Source organism: Variovorax paradoxus (genome assembly GCF_022009635.1).
GTDB lineage: Bacteria > Pseudomonadota > Gammaproteobacteria > Burkholderiales > Burkholderiaceae_C > Variovorax.
The window spans coordinates 6,442,501-6,459,476 of sequence record NZ_CP091716.1; the positions used below are offsets into that span (position 1 = coordinate 6,442,501).

General features: G+C 69.7%; 14 protein-coding genes. 6 read left to right on the forward strand and 8 right to left on the reverse strand.

Translation table 11 applies throughout. The annotated features are described in order from the left end of the window. The first annotated feature begins 152 nt into the window (after positions 1 to 152). Both L3V85_RS30090 and L3V85_RS30095 read left to right on the forward strand, forming a co-directional pair. Entirely contained in the window at positions 153 to 2,057 is a 1,905-nt protein-coding gene (locus L3V85_RS30090) for an ATP-binding cassette domain-containing protein (RefSeq protein WP_237676277.1), read from the forward strand. 114 nt (positions 2,058 to 2,171) lie between these two features. After that, positions 2,172 to 3,896 (forward strand): phospholipase D family protein, encoded by a 1,725-nt coding sequence (locus L3V85_RS30095; protein WP_237676278.1) that lies wholly within the window; start codon positions 2,172 to 2,174, stop codon positions 3,894 to 3,896. Positions 3,897 to 3,903: 7 nt separating this feature from the next. Here the strand turns inward: L3V85_RS30095 and L3V85_RS37460 are convergent, their stop codons facing one another. From L3V85_RS37460 to L3V85_RS30120, 4 genes are all read right to left on the reverse strand, one after another. After that, positions 3,904 to 4,815 (reverse strand): copper chaperone PCu(A)C, encoded by a 912-nt coding sequence (locus L3V85_RS37460; RefSeq protein WP_337250097.1) that lies wholly within the window; start codon positions 4,813 to 4,815, stop codon positions 3,904 to 3,906. 32 nt (positions 4,816 to 4,847) lie between these two features. After that, a complete protein-coding gene (locus tag L3V85_RS30110; protein WP_237676279.1) occupies positions 4,848 to 7,154 on the reverse strand; it encodes a TonB-dependent receptor in 2,307 nt (768 codons plus the stop codon). Between the two features lie 117 nt (positions 7,155 to 7,271). Further along, positions 7,272 to 7,643, reverse strand: a complete 372-nt coding sequence (locus L3V85_RS30115; protein ID WP_237676280.1) for a DUF2946 family protein — start codon at positions 7,641 to 7,643, stop codon at positions 7,272 to 7,274. A gap of 11 nt (positions 7,644 to 7,654) precedes the next feature. Further along, complete coding sequence (locus tag L3V85_RS30120; RefSeq protein ID WP_237676281.1) at positions 7,655 to 8,944, reverse strand: TraB/GumN family protein; 1,290 nt, start codon at positions 8,942 to 8,944, stop codon at positions 7,655 to 7,657. Positions 8,945 to 9,008: 64 nt separating this feature from the next. On the opposite strand from L3V85_RS30120, the gene L3V85_RS30125 reads away from it, so the two are divergent. Both L3V85_RS30125 and L3V85_RS30130 read left to right on the forward strand, forming a co-directional pair. Further along, positions 9,009 to 9,422: a VOC family protein gene (locus L3V85_RS30125; protein ID WP_237676282.1), complete on the forward strand. Its 414-nt coding sequence runs from the start codon at positions 9,009 to 9,011 to the stop codon at positions 9,420 to 9,422. Positions 9,423 to 9,439: 17 nt separating this feature from the next. After that, positions 9,440 to 10,603, forward strand: coding sequence for a toxin-antitoxin system YwqK family antitoxin (locus L3V85_RS30130; protein WP_414080250.1), 1,164 nt, complete (start codon positions 9,440 to 9,442; stop codon positions 10,601 to 10,603). A gap of 31 nt (positions 10,604 to 10,634) precedes the next feature. Here the strand turns inward: L3V85_RS30130 and L3V85_RS30135 are convergent, their stop codons facing one another. From L3V85_RS30135 to L3V85_RS30145, 3 genes are read right to left on the reverse strand one after another with little or no spacing between them, the layout of a single operon-like run. Further along, positions 10,635 to 11,609, reverse strand: a complete 975-nt coding sequence (locus tag L3V85_RS30135; protein WP_237676284.1) for a Bug family tripartite tricarboxylate transporter substrate binding protein — start codon at positions 11,607 to 11,609, stop codon at positions 10,635 to 10,637. Between the two features lie 31 nt (positions 11,610 to 11,640). Beyond that, positions 11,641 to 11,853, reverse strand: coding sequence for a hypothetical protein (locus L3V85_RS30140; RefSeq protein ID WP_237676285.1), 213 nt, complete (start codon positions 11,851 to 11,853; stop codon positions 11,641 to 11,643). Continuing rightward, a complete protein-coding gene (locus L3V85_RS30145) occupies positions 11,850 to 13,619 on the reverse strand; it encodes an FAD-dependent monooxygenase (protein WP_237676286.1) in 1,770 nt (589 codons plus the stop codon). Before L3V85_RS30145 ends, L3V85_RS30140 begins: the two co-directional genes overlap by 4 nt. A gap of 89 nt (positions 13,620 to 13,708) precedes the next feature. Between L3V85_RS30145 and L3V85_RS37370 the strand changes: the two genes are divergently transcribed. Next, positions 13,709 to 14,488 (forward strand): helix-turn-helix transcriptional regulator, encoded by a 780-nt coding sequence (locus tag L3V85_RS37370; protein WP_272934289.1) that lies wholly within the window; start codon positions 13,709 to 13,711, stop codon positions 14,486 to 14,488. 18 nt (positions 14,489 to 14,506) lie between these two features. On the opposite strand, the gene L3V85_RS30155 is transcribed toward L3V85_RS37370, so the two are convergent. Beyond that, on the reverse strand, positions 14,507 to 15,604 hold the full coding sequence (locus L3V85_RS30155) for a fumarylacetoacetate hydrolase family protein (RefSeq protein WP_237676287.1): 1,098 nt from the start codon (positions 15,602 to 15,604) through the stop codon (positions 14,507 to 14,509). A gap of 115 nt (positions 15,605 to 15,719) precedes the next feature. Here L3V85_RS30155 and L3V85_RS30160 point away from each other — a divergent pair, with 115 nt between their 5' ends. After that, on the forward strand, positions 15,720 to 16,916 hold the full coding sequence (locus tag L3V85_RS30160; RefSeq protein WP_237676288.1) for a DUF3108 domain-containing protein: 1,197 nt from the start codon (positions 15,720 to 15,722) through the stop codon (positions 16,914 to 16,916). Positions 16,917 to 16,976: the final 60 nt, after the last annotated feature.

A 16,976-nucleotide genomic window follows, 5' to 3' on the forward strand; every position in this document is an offset into this window, starting at 1 on the left:
TCAGCCGAGCCATCGAGTATATGCCAACTTTCGCCGCTCGCAAGACATCTCGCAAGAATCACAACAAAAAGACGCCTTCAAGACCCGTCCCTATATAGAGACGCACCCTCCTTCCAAGGCGCGCCTGCGGCTCCTCCGATAATTCGCGCCACATGGCACTCATCACACTCCTCGACGCCCAACTCGCGTTCGGTCACGTCCCGCTGCTGGATCATGCGGACTTTTCTCTTCAGGAATCGGAGCGCGTCGGCCTGATCGGCCGCAACGGCGCCGGCAAGTCTTCGCTGCTCAAGATATTGGGAGGTCTGGAAAAGACCGACGACGGCACCCTGCAGCTTCAGCAGAACCTCCGGGTCGCGTATGTTGCCCAGGAGCCGGTGCTGGACATGGACGCGGACGTCTTCACCGCCGCGAGCCAGGGCCTGGGCCCGGTCATCGCCATCAGAGACCTCTATCTCTCCGGCGCCGACGGCCTGGACCTCGATGCCCTTCAGTCCCAGATCGAAGCCTTCGACGCCTGGAACTGGGAGCAGCGCGTCGAAGAGACGCTGCATCGCCTCCACCTGGACCGCGACGCCCGCGTCGGCTCGCTCTCCGGCGGTACCCGCAAGCGCGTCGCGCTGGCCCAGGCCCTCGTGGCCGCACCCGACGTGCTTCTGCTGGACGAGCCCACCAACCACCTTGACCTCGACTCCATCGAGTGGCTCGAGCAATTGCTGATCGACTTCAAGGGCAGCGTCGTCACCGTCACCCACGACCGCAGCTTCCTGAACCGCGTCGCCACCCGCATCGTCGAACTGGACCGGGGCAAGCTGGGTTCCTATCCAGGCAACTTCGAGCAATACCTCGTGCAGAAGGAAGAGCAACTCGCCCAGGAAGCCGTGATCAGCGCCAAGGCCGACAAGCTGCTCGCCCAGGAAGAAATCTGGATCCGCAAGGGCGTGGAAGCGCGCCGCACACGCAGCCAGAGCCGCATCACCCGCCTGCAGGAACTGCGCGCCAGCCGCTCCGCGCGCCGGGAAGTGCAAGGCAGCGTCAACATGGACGTGGCGTCGGGCCAGTCCAGCGGCAAGATCGTGGCCGAACTCACCGAAGCCACCAAGTCGTTCGGCCCCAAGACGGTCATCCGCAACTTCAGCGGCACCATCCTGCGCGGCGACAAGGTCGGCCTGCTTGGCCCCAACGGCGCGGGCAAGACCACGTTGCTGAAACTGATCCTCGGCGAGCTCGAGCCCGACAGCGGCAAGATCCGCCGCGGCACCAACCTGCAGGTGGCGTACTTCGACCAGATGCGCGACAAGCTTGACCTCGACGCCACGCTTGAAGACTTCATCAGCCCCGGCAGCGAGTGGATCGAGATCGGCAGCCAGAAGAAGCACGTCAAGAGCTATCTCTCCGACTTCCTGTTCTCCCCCGCGCGCGCCAACTCCCCCGTGCGCTCCCTCAGCGGCGGCGAGCGCAACCGTCTGCTGCTGGCACGCCTGTTCGCGCGCCCCGCCAACGTGCTGGTGCTCGACGAGCCGACCAACGACCTCGACATCGACACCCTGGAACTGCTCGAAAACCTGCTGCAGGACTACGACGGCACCGTGTTCCTCGTGAGCCACGACCGGACCTTCCTCGACAACGTGGTCACCAGCACCATCGCCTATGAAGGCGACGGCCGCTGGCGCGAATACGAGGGCAGCGTGCAGGACTGGCTGATCCAGTCCAAGCGCGCGCGAGAGATCGCAGAACAGCGCCAGGCCGCCGCCCCAGCTCCGGCACCCGCCCCCGCGCCAGCCGCGGCCGCGGAACCCGCCGCGCCCAAGGCGGCTGCGGCCCCTCGCAAGAAGCTCTCTTACAAGGAACAGCGCGAACTCGAAGCGCTCCCCGCGCAAATCGAAAGCCTTGAAGCGGAGCAGAAGCGCATCACCGAGATGCTCGAACTCGACGGCGGCGCCATCTACGCGACCGATTCCTCGCGCGCCACCGAGCTCGCCGAGCGCCACGCAAAGATCGACGACGAACTGCTCTCGGCGCTCGAACGACAGGAAGAACTCGGCGCCGGCCGCTGACCAAAGCACTCACTGGCGCGCCCACCGCGCCAGTCCTGTCCCTCTGTCCGACGCCGCCGGGGCGCGGACTGCGCTATACATGCGGCTTCATCCCCAAAGCCCCGGGAAAGCTGCATGTCTTCTTCGCTCCAAGCCTTCTTTCGTCGGTCCACCGCGCTGCTGGCGCTGCTGATCCTCGGGGCCTGCGCGCAATTGCCGCAGAACGTCGACCGGCCCGTATCGACCGCGATCGCCGCGCCAGCCACTGGCACAGCACTGGCCGATCTCGTGCAGCAGCGCCGGCAGGCCGCCAGCGCCCGCTATGAATCCGGCTTCCTGCTGCTGGGCGGGCCGCAAGCCGCCTACGGCAGCCGGCTCGCGCTGATCGAAGGCGCCCAGAAGACGCTCGACCTCCAGTACTACGCCATCCACGCCGACGCCAGCACCGGCCGCCTGGTCAGGGGCCTGCGCGCGGCCGCCGAGCGCGGCGTGCGGGTGCGGGTGCTGCTCGACGACTTCCACACCACCGGCCGCGACGCGCTGGTGCTGGGCCTGGCCTTCATCCCGAACATCGAGATGCGGCTCTTCAACCCGCTGGCCGGTTCGCGCGACTCCACCTTCAGCCGCCTGCTCAACTCGATCGACGACGCCTCGCGCATCCAGCAGCGCATGCACAACAAGCTGTTCCTGGCCGACAACGTGATGGGGGTGGCCGGCGGCCGCAACCTGGGCGACGCCTATTTCGGCAACGCGACCACCGGCAACTTCGTCGATGTCGACGTGCTGGCGGCCGGCCCGATCGTGCAAGACCTCTCGCGCAGCTTCGACAGCTACTGGAACAACGAGCGCGCCTACCCCGTGCAATCGCTGGTCACGCGCGAGGAACTGCAGTCGATGCGCGAGCGCGCGAAAAAAGCCGACCAGGAACTGGTCGAACAGGCCGCCCGCGACCACGACGACCCGCCCCGCGACGATGCGCCGCCCACCGCGGAGCAGCGCGCCCGCGCCTGGGACGAGAAGCCGCTCGACCTGCGCACCGCCGCTTTCGTCTGGGCGCCGGCCGTGATGCTGGCCGACAAGCCAGGCAAGATCCCCGCCGACTCCGGCCCCGACACCGCCAAGGCCCCCGGCCTGGTGGTCAGCCAGCCGGACGACAAGCCCGCCACATCGCGCGGCGCGGCGTCGCTCGAAGCGGCTTCCGACCTGGCCGCCAACGGCGACACCGTGGTCGAAGGCCTGCTCCAGCTGATCGGCCAGGCGCGTTCCAGCCTGCTCATCATCTCGCCCTACTTCGTCCCCGGAAAGGACATGCTGAAGGCCTTCGGCGAGGCGCGCGCCCGGGGCGTGAGCATCCGGGTGCTGACCAACTCGCTGGCCTCGAACGACGCACCGGTGGCACACGTGGGCTACGCCCGCCACCGCGAGACGCTGCTCAGGATGGGCATCGAGCTCTACGAGTTGCGCAGCGAGCAGTCGAGCTTCGGCAATGTGTTCGGCTCCTCGGGCGGCAGCGGCGGGGTCACCGGCCAGTCGCGGGCGATGCTGCACTCGAAGGTGCTCGTCATGGACGGCCGGCTGCTGGTGGTCGGCTCGATGAACCTCGACCTGCGCTCGCAGCTGCAGAACACGGAGATCGCCCTGCTGATCCGCAGCGACGAGCTCTCGCGCGCCGCGTCGGCCCAGATCGAGCGCGGCATGAGCGAGCGCTCATGGCACGTCGAGCTGAAGGACGGCGCCCTGGTGTGGCGCGCGCCCGCGGGCAGCGGCCTGAAGGACGCCACCAGCGAGCCCGACACCAGCGCCAGCCTGCGGCTGATGCTCAAGCTGTTCGGGCCGCTCGCGCCGGATCAGCTGCTCTAGAAAACGCTCAGTGCTTGTGCTGGTGCGCCGAACCGGCGGCATCGGCACCTTCGGGCGCGCCTACCGGCAGCGTCACGTCCAGCGCGGTCTTCACGCCCTTGGCGTCCTCGAACTTCAGCGTCATCGGCACGGTCGCGCCCTTGGTCAGCGCCCCCTTCAGGTCCATCATCATCACGTGATAGCCGCCGGGCTTGAGCTCGACGGTCTGGCCCGCGGGCAGGTCGAGGCCGCCGGGCAGCTCGCGCATCTTCATGACGTCGCCTTCCATCTTCATCTCGTGCACTTCGGCGGTGCCGGCGGCCGGCGTGGAGATGCTCACCAGCTTCGTGCCGGTGGGCGCGGTGAGCTTCATGAAGGCGCCCGTGCCGCTCTGGCCCGGCACCGACTGGCGCACCCAGCCGTCGCGCACGTCGACCGTGGCCACGCCCTGCGCCACCACCACGAGCTTCGCGGCCGGGCTCTTCAGGCCGGCGGTCGAGTTGCCGGATGCCGGCACCTCGGCCCAGTCGGCCACGCCGGTGTCGCAGGTCTGCAGCACCTTGAACCACAGCGTGCCCGGCGTGGCCGGCACCTTGCCGCGCAGCACGAATTCGGAGCGCTCGCTGCCGGGCAAGGCGTTGCCCGGGGTCTCGGCGGTCCAGCGCACTTCGCCGTCGCCGGCCTTCGTCACGTCGAGCTTCCAGCCCTTGCGTGCCTGGGCGTCGCTCAGTACGAAGCCCTTGGGCAGGCGCACGGCCAGCCCGGTGGTGGCCTTGGCGCCTTCGCAGGCGTGGCCGACGCGGAAGGCGGCGTTGTAGTCGCTGCCCACGGTGGCGCCACCCGGCGGCAGCGTCACGTGCGCCAGCGCGGCGGTGGTGCCGGCCAGCATGGCGCAGGCGGCGAGGGTTCGGAGGGTGGCGATGGCCATCGGTTTCGTCATGTCGCGGGTCCTTTGCGGTTGGAACGGGAAAGTCAAAGGTCGAACTTGAGTTCGGCCACGTAGGTGCGTTGCGGGTACGGGTGGAAGGCCCAGTACCTGTTGTTGTTCAGGTTGTCGATGCCGACGGCCGCGCTCCACTGGCGGTCGATCCGGTAGCGTATGCGCGCGTCGACCACGAAGAACTTCGAGAAGCCCATGTACGCGAAGCCGTTGGGGTCGCTGCCGTCGAGCGTGCCGTACTGCCTGCCGCTGTAGCGCGCGCCCACGGTGTAGCTCCAGTTGGCGTCGGGCCGGTAGGTGGCGAGCAGCGCGGCGCGCACCCGGGGCACGCGCGGCTGGTCGTGGCCGACGCTCGCGGGGAAGCCGCTGTTGGCGGTGATCTTCGAGCGCGTCAGCGTGAGGCTGCCGCTCAGGTCCAGCCCGCGCACGCCCACGTCGACCGCGTTCAGCGCCACCTCGAGCCCCCGCGTGCGGATGGCGTCGACGTTCTGCACCGTGCTCACCAGGTTGTTCAGCGCCTGGGTATAGAGCGCGTCCTTGGTGTTCTCGAAGAACAGCGTGGTGCGCAGCACGCCGTCGAGCCCCCAGCCCTTGAGGTCGCGCTCGGCGCTGAGCTCGGTGGTCCACGAGCGCTCGGGGCGCAGGTTCGGGTTGGTGTTGACGATCTGGTTGCCGTTGATCGAGCCTTGGTACAGCTCGCTGACCGTCGGCATGCGTACCGCGCGGCCGGTCGAGGCCTTGAACAGCCAGTCGGACGTGGCCTGCCAGGCGACCGCAGCCTTGGGCGAGTCGTAGCTGTTCTTGCGCGGCGCGAAGTTCAGCAGCGTGCTGGCGTTGCCGAGCTGGCCGCCGTAGGCTTCCCAGCGCTCATGGCGCAGGCCGAGCGTGGTCTTCCAGTCCTGCGCGAAGCGCCAGGTGTCCTGCACGTAGAGCGACTGCAGCCGGGTGTTGCCGTTGAAGGCCGAGAACGGCGATACCGGCGATCCGTTGATCCAGTCGAGCGTGTTGCCGACGCTGGTGCGCAGGCGCGCCGTGTCCTGCTGGAAACCGAAGTCGACCACGTGCGCGCCCACGCCTTCGGCCGAGCCAGTGGGCCGCCAGGTGCCCGCGGCCTTGAAGGTGTTCCAGCCCGAGCCGCCCATGTCGGTGGTGCGGCCTTGTCCTCCAAATGCAGCGCCGTTGAAGGCGCCGGGCAGCGGCGTGGTCGGCGTGCGCGAGGTGTCGCTCGAATAGTCGAACAGGCTGGCCGCCACCTCCCAGTCGAACACCCCGCCCGTGTGGCTCTTCACCGACAGGCCGTGCATGTAGTGGGTGAGCGCGGTCTCCGTCGGCGCCAGCGCGGCGCTCGGCGAATCGAGGTTGTAGGTGCGCCCGGCGATGTTCACCCGGCCGCCGTACACGGGCTGGCCGAGCGGATCGCGCAGGTAGGTGTCGACGCTGCCGTGCGTGGTGTTGTTCCAGGCGCCCAGCGTGTAGGTGGCGCGCACGGTCGGCGAGAAGTCGTACGCCACCTTGAGCTTGGCCTGTTCCTGCGTGGTGTCGTAGATGGTCGAGCCACCCACCAGCCACCAGGGCTGGTTCGACGGGTTCAGCCCCAGCACCGCGCCGGTCACCGGCGTGCCGGCGCTGCCCACGGTGCCGGCGCTCACCAGGCGGTTGCCGAACACCAGCGCCTGCCCCTTGCTGTGGGTGCGCGAGGCGCTGAGCCACCACGACCAGTCGCCGCTGCGGCTGCCCAGCGACATGTCGAGCTGCTGGCCGGCCGGCGACGAATGGCTGTTGTACAGGTCGAAGTTCGACGCGAAGCCGCTGAGCTTGACGTGCGCCTCCAGCTGCGTGGGCATGCGCGTCACGTAGTCGACCACCGCGCCCACCGAGTTGCCCGGGTACGCGGCCGAGAACGGCCCGTACAGCACGTCGACCCGCTCGATTTCTTCCGGCGACACCATGCCCCAGCGCGGCGCGTAGGTGGCGCCGTTGCCCAGCGGGTTCGACAGCATGATGCCGTCGGCATAGACCATCGAACGCGCGCTGTTGCCGGTGCCCGAGGCGCGCGTGGCCAGCACCGCATGGTTGAAGTCGCCGATGTAGCGCTTGCGCACCACCAGGCTCGGCAGGTACTTCAGCGCGTCTTCGCTGTCGGTGGCGTTGACCGTCTCGACGATCTGGTCGTGCGTCACGCCTTCGATGGTGGTCGGGATCTGCGCCGGCAGCGAGGTCGGCCGGCCGCCGGTCACGGTCACGGTGCTGAGGGCGCGGCCATTGTTGCCGGCGGTGTCAGGCGCGTCGGCGGCGGGCGCCTGCTGCGCCAGCGCGGTCGCGCCAAAGGGAAATGCCATGGCTATCGCCAGGGCGCGGGAATGCTTTTTCAAGAGGAACCTTCTCCATGAGACTTCAAGCCGGACAGGCCGCATGCGCACGCCGGGCGTGCGAATGCAGCTATCGTTTCGAGAGCGTCAGGAGAAGGTCGGGGGTCCGCGCGCCGGCAGCGGCGCGGCGGTGGCCGCGGCCAGGCGCGCGGCGGGAATGGACTGGACCACGCGGCCCAGCGGCAGGGGAAGATCGAAAGCCGGCGCCACCATGGCCGGCGGCGGGGCGCCGGTCAGCACGCACAGAGGGCAGTCCATGTGCGAGGCGCCGAGCTCGCGCGCGCCGTCTTCGGTGTGGACCACCACCTTGATGGGGCCGGCGCCGGAGCACACCAGTTCCATCGACTGCGGATGCACCAGCGGCGACGCCACCGCCACGCCCAGCGAGAGCACGAACCACAGCAGCACCCAGCGGCCGATGAGGCCGAGGGAGCGGGAGGGAAGGCGCAGCGCGTGCATGGCGGTCGCGATTATCGGCTCACTTTGCCCTTGGCGGCAGGGGCCTTGGCCGGCGCCTTGCCGGCGGCCTTGGCCGGGGCTTTCGCGCCCTTGGCTGCCGGCGCGGCCTTCGCTGCAGCCGGCCTGCCGCCCTTTGCCGCGGCAGCCGGTGCGCCCTTCTGGCCCTTCTGCGCGCGCTGCCCCTTCACGGCCTTGCCGCCATGCGCCCTGGGCGACGGCGACGGGGCCGCGAGCGCCGGCATCGGCACCGCCGTCTGCTCCTGCGCGTTGGTCAGCACCGGCGTCACGGTGAAGCCGCGCGCCGCCATCAGCGTGGGCAGCCCCTGCGGTCCGATCATGTGCAGCGCGCCGACCGCCGCGAACACGCCCTTGCCGCTGGCGTGCAGCCGCTCGATGCCGTCAGCCAGGCCGGGGTTGCGGTCGTCGAGCAGGCGCTTGAGCAGCCGCTGCTCGGCGGGCGTGTTGACGCAGCCGCACCAGTCGGCATAACGCGCCAGCCGGGCCGCGTCGCTGCGGGCCCAGACATCGGCCAGCTCCTTGAGCTGGCCGCGCAGCTTGCCCGACTCCAGTTCGTCGAGCGCGGCGTCGATCTGCTGGCCTTCTTCGTCTTCCGACTCGCCGGTCAGCACCTTCAGCTGGTCGGCCGCGTTCTCGAGCGCGACGATCGGTTTGCTGCTGTTGCGGGCGGACACGGCCAGCGTCTCGTCCACGCCGAACTCGGGGTACAGGCCGTCGGCGCGGCCCGCCAGCGCGGCCAGTGCCGTGACCTGCAGGATGGGCTGCAGCTTCGACGTGGTGCCGGGCGGCACGCAGGCCTCGGTGTTCTGGCGCTCGAGCCGGCGGGCGCGCTCGCCGTCGAGCACGCGGGCCACCAGCGCCGGGTCGGCCGGCTGCGTCATGGTGCGGGCGGTGGCCTCGTCGCGCGAGTCGAGTTCCAGCGCGAGCAGGTCGCTCTGCGCCAGCGCCTTCTGGATGGTCGGCCCGGGCCGCACCCAGTCGCCGCGGCCCACGTGCAGGGTGCCGTAGAGCCACGAGGTGCGGCCGTCGCGCTCGATGCGCCACAGCATCCCGCGGTCGACGCCGTTGCGCAGGCCGATGCCCGGCTTTTCGAGGCTGGCGATGGCCGAAGGCGGGCAGGCCGCATGGGCGGCGCCGAATGTAAAGACGCAGCACGCGCCCGCCAGGATCTGGCGCGGCGCCCGCTGCACGAGGCGCAGGGGCGCCGAGAAATCGATGTCGCGCATCCGCGCCGACATATAGATGCCGCGCATCCGCGCGGCGAGGATCCGGAGTATCCGCAAGGCTTGCTCCACGATGAAAGAAAGTCCGGCATTCTCACAGCACCGTTGCCCATAATCCGAAACCATGCAAAGCATCTTTCACCTTGCCTTCCACGTTCGCGACCTCGACGGCGCCCGCCGTTTCTATGGCGACGTCCTGGGCTGCGCCGAAGGCCGCAGCACCGACACCTGGGTCGACTTCGACTTCTTCGGCCATCAGATTTCCCTGCACCTGGGCGAGCCCTTCGCCACCACCCGCACCGGCCGCGTCGGCGACGCGATGGTGCCGATGCCGCACTTCGGCCTGGCGCTCGCCCTGCCCGACTGGCAGGCGCTGGCCGGCCGCCTCGAGGCCGCCGGCACCGACTTCGTGCTCAAGCCCCAGGTGCGCTTCGAGGGCCAGCCGGGCGAGCAATGGACGATGTTCTTCTGCGACCCGTTCGGCAATCCGATCGAGGTCAAGGGTTTCCGTTCCCTAGACACTCTTTACGACAAGTGACAAGCCCGCGCCTGCACCTGAGGCTGCTCGGGTTCGGGCTTGCCGCCCTCGTGCCCCTGCTCGGGGCCACGGCGGCGCATGCGCAACAGGACTGCGAGCTCAACGGGCGCAGCGTGAACCCGGACAACGGCGCCACCACCGCGGGCCAGACCGGCATCCTGCGCTGCAAGAACCGCGCGACCGGCGAGCTGCAGCGCGAGGAGCAACTGCAGAACGGCGTCTCGATGGGCCTGGTGCGCATCTACGAGAAAGGCAAGCTCGCCAAGGAGCACACCCTCAATGCCAAGGGCAACCTGCAGGGCCGCGCCCGCGAGTTCTCGCCCAACGGCCGGGTGCTGCGCGAGGCCACCTACGACGACGGCCAGGAGCGCGGCCTGGCGCGCAGCTACTACCCCGACGGCAAGCTGCGCCGCGTCATCTTCTATCCGGACACCGGCAGCGGCAGCGAACGCGGCTCGGTCGAGTTCACCGAGCGCGGCCAGCTCTCCGCGCTGCGCTGCGCCGACGCGCCCACGCTGGCGCCGGTGGTCGACGACGCCAAGCTCTGCGGCTTCAGCGGCGGCCCGTCGCAGGTCGACCTGTTCGATGCGCGCGGCAACCTGCGCTCGCGGCTGTCGTTCCTGTCGGGCAAGCGGGTGCGTTCGCAGAGCTTCTACGACAACGGCAAGACCGCGGCGCTCGACGAGACCATGGGCAACCAGCGCACCGAGCAGAACTACTCGTCGGAAGGCGTCAAGCGCCGCGAAACGGTGTTCCTGCTGGTCGAGCGCGCCGCCATCCGCCAGCGCGAGCAGTCCTTTTCCGAAAAAGGCACGCTGGTGCGCGACCAGCGCTGGAACAGCGCGGGCGAGCCGATCGGCGACGACAGCTACTACCTGAACGGCCAGCCGAGCAGCAAGTCGGCGTACAGCGGCAGCGGCAATGGCCGCGTGGTCGACATCACCGAGTTCTACGACAGCGGCCAGCGCGCCGCGCAGGGCCGCTACCAGATCGCGGGCCGCGGCAGGCAGGTGCCTGTCGGCACGCACCAGCGCTTCAACGAAAAAGGCACGCTCATCGCCGAGTCGAGCTTCGACGCCAAGGGCCGCGTGACGCGCGAGCGCGCCTGGGACGAAAACGGCGAGCTGCAGCGCGACGACGAAGTCTTCGAGGACGGCTCGCGCAAGGCCTACGCGAAGTAGCCGGCGGCCACTGCGCGAGGCTCCGGGAGCGTCAGTCCAGCTTGATCCCCGCCTGCTTGATGATCGGGCCCCAGCGATTGGACTCCGCGCGCGACAGCGCCGCGAACTGCGCCGGCGTGCCGGGCATGGCTTCCATGCCGAAGTCCTCGAAGCGCTTCTGCACGGCTGGCGTGCCGAAGGCCTTGTTCAGGTCGCCGTTGAGCTTGCTCACCACCGCGGGCGGCAAGCCGGCCGGGCCCAGGATGCCCTGGAAGGCGAACACCTCGGTGTTGGGCACGCCCACTTCCGCCAGCGTCGGCACGTTGGGCAGCAGCTTGCTGCGCGCGCCCGAGCCGATGGCCAGCACCCGCACCTTGTTGCTCTGCATGATCGACAGGCCCGAGGCCAGGTCGAGGAACATGCAGGGCACCTGCCCGCCCATCACGTCGGCCATGGCAGGCGCGGCGCCACGGTAGGGAATGTGGGTGATGAAGGTGCCGGTGCGCACCTTGAACATTTCCATCGCCAGGTGGTGCGGCGAGCCGTTGCCGGGCGAGGCGTAGTTGACCTTGCCGGGGTTGGCTTTCACGTAGGCCAGGAAGTCCTTGAAGTTCTTGGCCGGGAAGTCCGGGTGCACCACCAGCGCGAGCGGGAACTTGCCGATGGCGCCGATGTAGGTGAAGTCTTTCTCGGGGTTGAACGGCAGCTTGCTGAACAGGTGCTCGTTGAAGGCCAGCACGGCGTTGTCGGCCGACAGGACGGTGTAGCCGTCGGGCTTGCTCTTGGCGACGATGTCGGCGCCGATGTTGGTCGAGGCGCCGGGGCGGTTGTCGACCACGATCTGCTGGCCCAGCGTCTGGCGCATCGATTCGGCCAGCACGCGCGCGATCACGTCGGTGCCGCCGCCCGCCGGGTAGGGCACGACCCAGCGGATGAGCTGCGCCGGGTATTCCTGTGCGCGGGCGAAGGGGGTGACGGCCACGGCGGCGCTCGATGCGAGCGTGGCGAGAAGGGTGCGGCGATCCATGGATCAGTCTCCGGTTGTTGGTTGTTTGCAATCAGGAAGCGGACAGCGATGGTACGGGCAGCGCGCGCAACGCGTCGGCCAGCGCGTCGCGGCAGCGCGCCTCGTCGCCGACCTGCTCGAACAGCAGCAGCGCGAGCCGCGCGAGGAACAGCGATTCGCGCTCGGCGCCCGCTTCGCTGATGGCACGCGCGCACTCGGCGTAGAGGCGGTCGCGGGCCTCGGGGGGAAGAGCGGGGTGGGTCATGCGGAAAGTGTCTCCAGGGCAACGGCGGCCGAAACCGCGGCGCGTTCCAGCGCGGGTTGCAGGGCACCGGCCGGCAGCCGGTGCCAGCGCGCGGCCACGTGGCCGTCGGGACGCAGCAGATAGACCGCGCCGTCTCGCGCGCCGAGCGCCTCGAACACATCGGACGAGGCGTTCGCGTCGACACCGGCGATGCCCGGGCCGGCGATGGTGCGCACGGCGAAGGGCAGCGCGCCCTGCTGCGCGCGCGCGATGTCCGCGGCCGGCAGCACGGCGACATCGGGCCGCAGCACCAGCAGCGTGAAGGTGGGCGCGATCCAGTCGGTCAGGTGGCCGCGCTCGAGCTGCTGCTCGGGCATCGCCTCGCCCGGCAGCGGACCTGCCGGCAGCTCGTCGCCGATGCTGGACAGCGGCGAAGCGGCATAGCGCACCGCCTGCGTCTGGCGCGGGTTGATCAATTGCGCGATGCCACGGTGCGCCTCCGACAGCGACAGCGCCGCCTCGCGCAGCAAGTCGAAGCCGCGCGACGGCGGCGACATGAACTCGGTGCTGCGCATCGCGTTCTCGGCATTCACGTGGAAGGCCTCGATGCGCTCCTGCGAATAGCTGTCGAGCAGCGCCGCGTCCGACAGGCCCCTGGCCACGAAGGCCAGCTTCCACGCGAGGTTGTCGGCGTCGTCGAAGCCCGAGTTGAGCCCGCGCACGCCGAAGATCGGCATCGCATGCGCCGCGTTGCCCGCGAACACGACGCGGCCGTGGCGGTAGCTGTCCAGCGTCATCGCGCCGGCGCGGTAGACCGAGGTCCACACCGTCTTCCACGGCAGGTGGCCTTCGCCGATGGCGTCGAGGTGGCGCTGCACGAACTCGGCCACCGCCGCCGGCTGCAGTGCTTCCTCGGTGCTCTGGCCGGGGCGCAGCTGGTAGTCGATGCGCCAGATGTCGTCGGGCTGGCGGTGCATCAGCACGGTCGAGCCGGGGTTCCACGGCGGATCGAACCAGGCGCGGCGCTCGGTCGGGTGGCCGCTGTGCAACTCGATGTCGATGATCACGTAGCGGCCTTCGTAGCCCGTGCCCTCCAGCGCGAGCCCCATCGCCTTGCGCACGAAGCTCTGGCCGCCGTCGCAGGCCGCGAGCCACTGGCCGTGCAGCCGGTAGCTGCCCTCGGTGTTGCGCACGTCGAGCGTCACGCCTTCGTCGTCCTGCGAGAGACCGATGAGTTCGGTGCCCCAGCGGATGTCGATGAGCCCCGGCGTCGCCTCGTTGCGGCGGAAGATTTCTTCCAGCAGGTAGTGCTCGGCGTAGTACTGCTCCAGGTTGATCATCGGCGGCAGCTTCTGCCGCGCGTCGTGCGGCATCTCGAAGCGGAACACCTCGGCCGTCTTGTAGAAGCTGCGCCCGCCGGTCCACGGCAGGCCCTTGCTCATGAAGTCCGGCAGCACGCCGAGCCGCGCCATGATCTCCAGGCTGCGCCGCGAGATGCAGGCCGCGCGGCTGCCCACGCACACGGTGTCGTCGGCCTCCAGGATCACGCAGCGCACGCCGTGGTTCGCCAGCCCCAGCGCGAGCGCCATGCCGACCGGGCCGCCGCCCGCGATCACCACCGGGTGGCGGCCGGGCTCCACGCCGTCGTGCTCGAGCGGCGGGGTCCACGGCTTGTAGCGGGTGTAGTGGAAGGCGCCGACGGAAGGCGGCAGTTCGGTGGCGCTGGCCGGTGGCGGCACGGGGCCGCCGGCGGCGTCGCCGGGTGCGGCTGCGGGAGAGTTCGTCATGCGACGGGATTGTCCCGATGCGCGGGGACTGCCGATGTCATAACTTCGTACGAGGTAGTTACCCCAATCCCTGACTTTTTTCCCTTCCCATGAGACGCTGGCGCATCCATCCCACCGACACCGCGCTGGCCGCCGGCGTGGTCAGCGACGTGCTCGGCGGCGTGGGCACGGCGCACCTGGCCACCAGCTACCTGAAGGCGATGCAGCGCGTGATGCCCGTCACCTTCTGCACCGTGTTCGCGGTGAGCGCGGCGGGGCGCATCGAGGCGGTGTCGGCGGCCAGCAGCTACGGCAGCACGGCCGAGCGCACGTCGGAGCGCTACGTGGCCCAGCGCTTCGACCTGCTCGACCCCAACATGGCCTGGCTCGCGGCGCGCAAGCTGCCGCAGCGCGCGCAGCTGTGGCTGGGCCATCAGCGCGCCGACGAGGTGGCCGACCCCGCCTACCGCGCGGCCTGCTACGGCGACGTGGGCATCCGCGAGCGCGCGTCGGTGCTGTTGCTGCTGCCCACCGGCCAGCGCGTGGCGGTGAGCTTCTACCGGAGCCTGGCGCAGCCCGAGTTCGGCGCGGAAGACTTCGGCCGCATCGAGGCGCATGCGACGCTGCTGGCCGACGCGACCGCCGCGCACGGGCGCAGCGCGATGGCGGTGCGCGAAGCCGTGGAGCCCGCGCTGGCCTCGCGGCTGCTGACGCTGAGCCTGCGCGAGCGCGAAGTCATCGGCCACCTGATGGCGGGCAAGACCGCGAAGGAGGCGGCACGCGAGATCGGCGTGGAGCTGACGACCGTGCGCACCCACCAGTACCGGGCGTTCCGGCGGCTGGGGATACGGTCGCAGAAGGAACTGCTGCGCGGCGCGGGGCCGCACTGAGCCAGGCCGGAAGCGGGCTCAGTCCTCGGAGGCTTCTTCTTCCGGCGCCTCGTCGGCCTGCGTGCCCGCGGCCGGCTTCACCAGCGACACCGGCGCCTCCTTCGGCCGGCCGGCGGTCGACACGACCTCCTGGTCGATCGCGCCGAACAGCGAGCGCCCGTCAGGCCCCTTCATCTCGATGCGGATGGTGTCGCCGAACTTCATGAAGTCGGTGTAGGGCTGGCCGGTCTGGATGGTCTCGATGCAGCGCTTCTCGGCAATGCACGAGTAGCCCTTTGGCCAATCCATGTGGCCGTTCTTTTCCACGCCCTTGTTGCTCACGGTGCCGCTGCCGACGATGCTGCCGGCGCGCACGTTGCGCGTCTTGGCGATGTGGGCGATGAGCTGGCCGAAGTGGAAGGTCATCTCCGGGCCGGCGTCGCACATGCCGACCTTGCGGCCGTTCCAGCTGCTCTGCAGCGCCAGGTGCACGCGGCCGTGCTGCCAGGCTTCGCCCAGTTCGTCGAGCGTCACGGCCACGGGGCTGAAGGCGGTGGCGGGCTTGCTCTGGAAGAAGCCGAAGCCCTTGGCCAGTTCGGCCGGAATGAGATTGCGCAGGCTCACGTCGTTGGCCAGCATCACGAGGCGGATGCCGTCCAGCGCCTGGTCGGGCGTGGTGCCCATCTTCACGTCGCCGGTGATGACGGCGATCTCGGCCTCGAAGTCGATGCCCATGGCCTCGCTGGGCACGACGATGTCGTCGACCGGGCCCAGGAAGTCGTCGCTGCCGCCCTGGTACATCAGCGGGTCGGTGTAGAAGCTCTCGGGCACTTCGGCATTGCGCGCCTTGCGCACCAGCTCGACGTGGTTCAGGTAGGCCGAGCCGTCGGCCCACTGGTAGGCGCGCGGCAGCGGCGCCATGCACATCGCCGGATCGAAGGGAAAGGCATGGCGGGCGCGGCCGTGGTTGAGCGCGTCGTACAGGTCCTGCAGCTGCGGGCTCATGAAGCCCCAGTCGTCCAGCACCTGCTGCAGCCGGTTCGCGATGCCGGTGGCGTAGTGGGCGAGCGTGAGGTCGCGCGAAACGACGACGAGCTGGCCGTCGCGCGAGCCGTCCTTCAGGGTGGCGAGTTTCATGATGCGGTACTTGCGTGAGGGCGGCCGCCGCTCCCACTTAAACTGGTTGAACGGGCGGCAGTGTACCGAGGTGGTCTCGGTGAACCTCCGTGCCGGCGCCCCACTCCACACACTGATGCCGACGCTCGTCGCCCCCCCTCCGCTGTCCGCCGGCATGCCCGGCCGCCCGTCCTGGCGGGTGCTGGCCGCGCTGACGCTGCTGGTGGCGGTGATCCATCTGCTGGTGCTGGGGCTGGCGCCGACAGCCATCGGGCCGGAGCCCTCGCCGCTGGCCAACAAGTTCATCACGCGCACGATCGTGATCGCACCGCCCGCCTCCGAAAAACCGGCCGCGCCGGCCGCCGCCGCACCGCCGGAAGCCAGGCCGCCGGCCCCGGTGAAGCCGCGCCGGCCGCGCGCGCCGTCGGTGCCGAAGCCCAGGCCAGCACCGGCGCCCGAACCGCAGATCGACAACGCAACGCCCAAGGAGCCGGAAGCGCCCGACCTGACGGTGCAGCCTGCTACGGATTCAGGAGCAATGCCGGCGGACACCCCGGCCAACGCCGCGGGCTCGGACGCCGGCTCGGGCACGGCGGTCGCCGGCACTGGCGACGGCACGGCGGGCGCATCCGCCGGCGCCTCGAACCCCACGTCCGGCAACATCGTCGGCACCCAGTCGCTGCGTATTCCGGGATCGGTCACGCTCGATTTCGCGGCCACCGGGCAGGACGGCTCGTCCCCCATGCAGGGCGTGTTCGGCGAGCTGACCTGGCTGCAGGACGGCAGCCGCTACGACGCCCGGCTGACGCTGAAGGTGCTGTTCAGCACCATCCGCAGCCAGCACAGCACCGGCCGCATCGGCCCCTCGGGCATCGAGCCCGACCGGTACTCGGAGAGCCGGAAGTCCGAGGTGGCCTCGCATTTCGTGCGCGACCAGGGGCAGGTGGTGTTCAGCAACAACGCGCCTCCCGTGCCGCTCCTGGCCGGCGCGCAGGACCGGCTGAGCATCATGATGCAGCTAGGCGGCCTGCTGGCCGGCGACCCGGGCCGCTACCCGGCGGGCAGCCAGATCTCTGTCCAGACGGTGGGTCCGCGCGACGCCGGCGTCTGGGTCTTCGTGGTGGGCGACGAGGAGCAGCTGAGCCTGCCGGCCGGCGAATACCGGGCGCGCAAGCTCACCCGCAGCCCGCGCCAGCAGTTCGACAGCAAGCTGGAGCTCTGGCTGGCACCGGACTACGGTTATTTGCCCGTTCGAATCAAGCAGACCGAGCCGAACGGCAACTTTGCCGACGCCCAGTTGCGCAAATCCCTACCCACAACCCCCTCGAACTGAGGCAAAACTCACACATCGACGTTGAAGTAAACAAAAAGACAACGGGTCTTGAAACTGGCG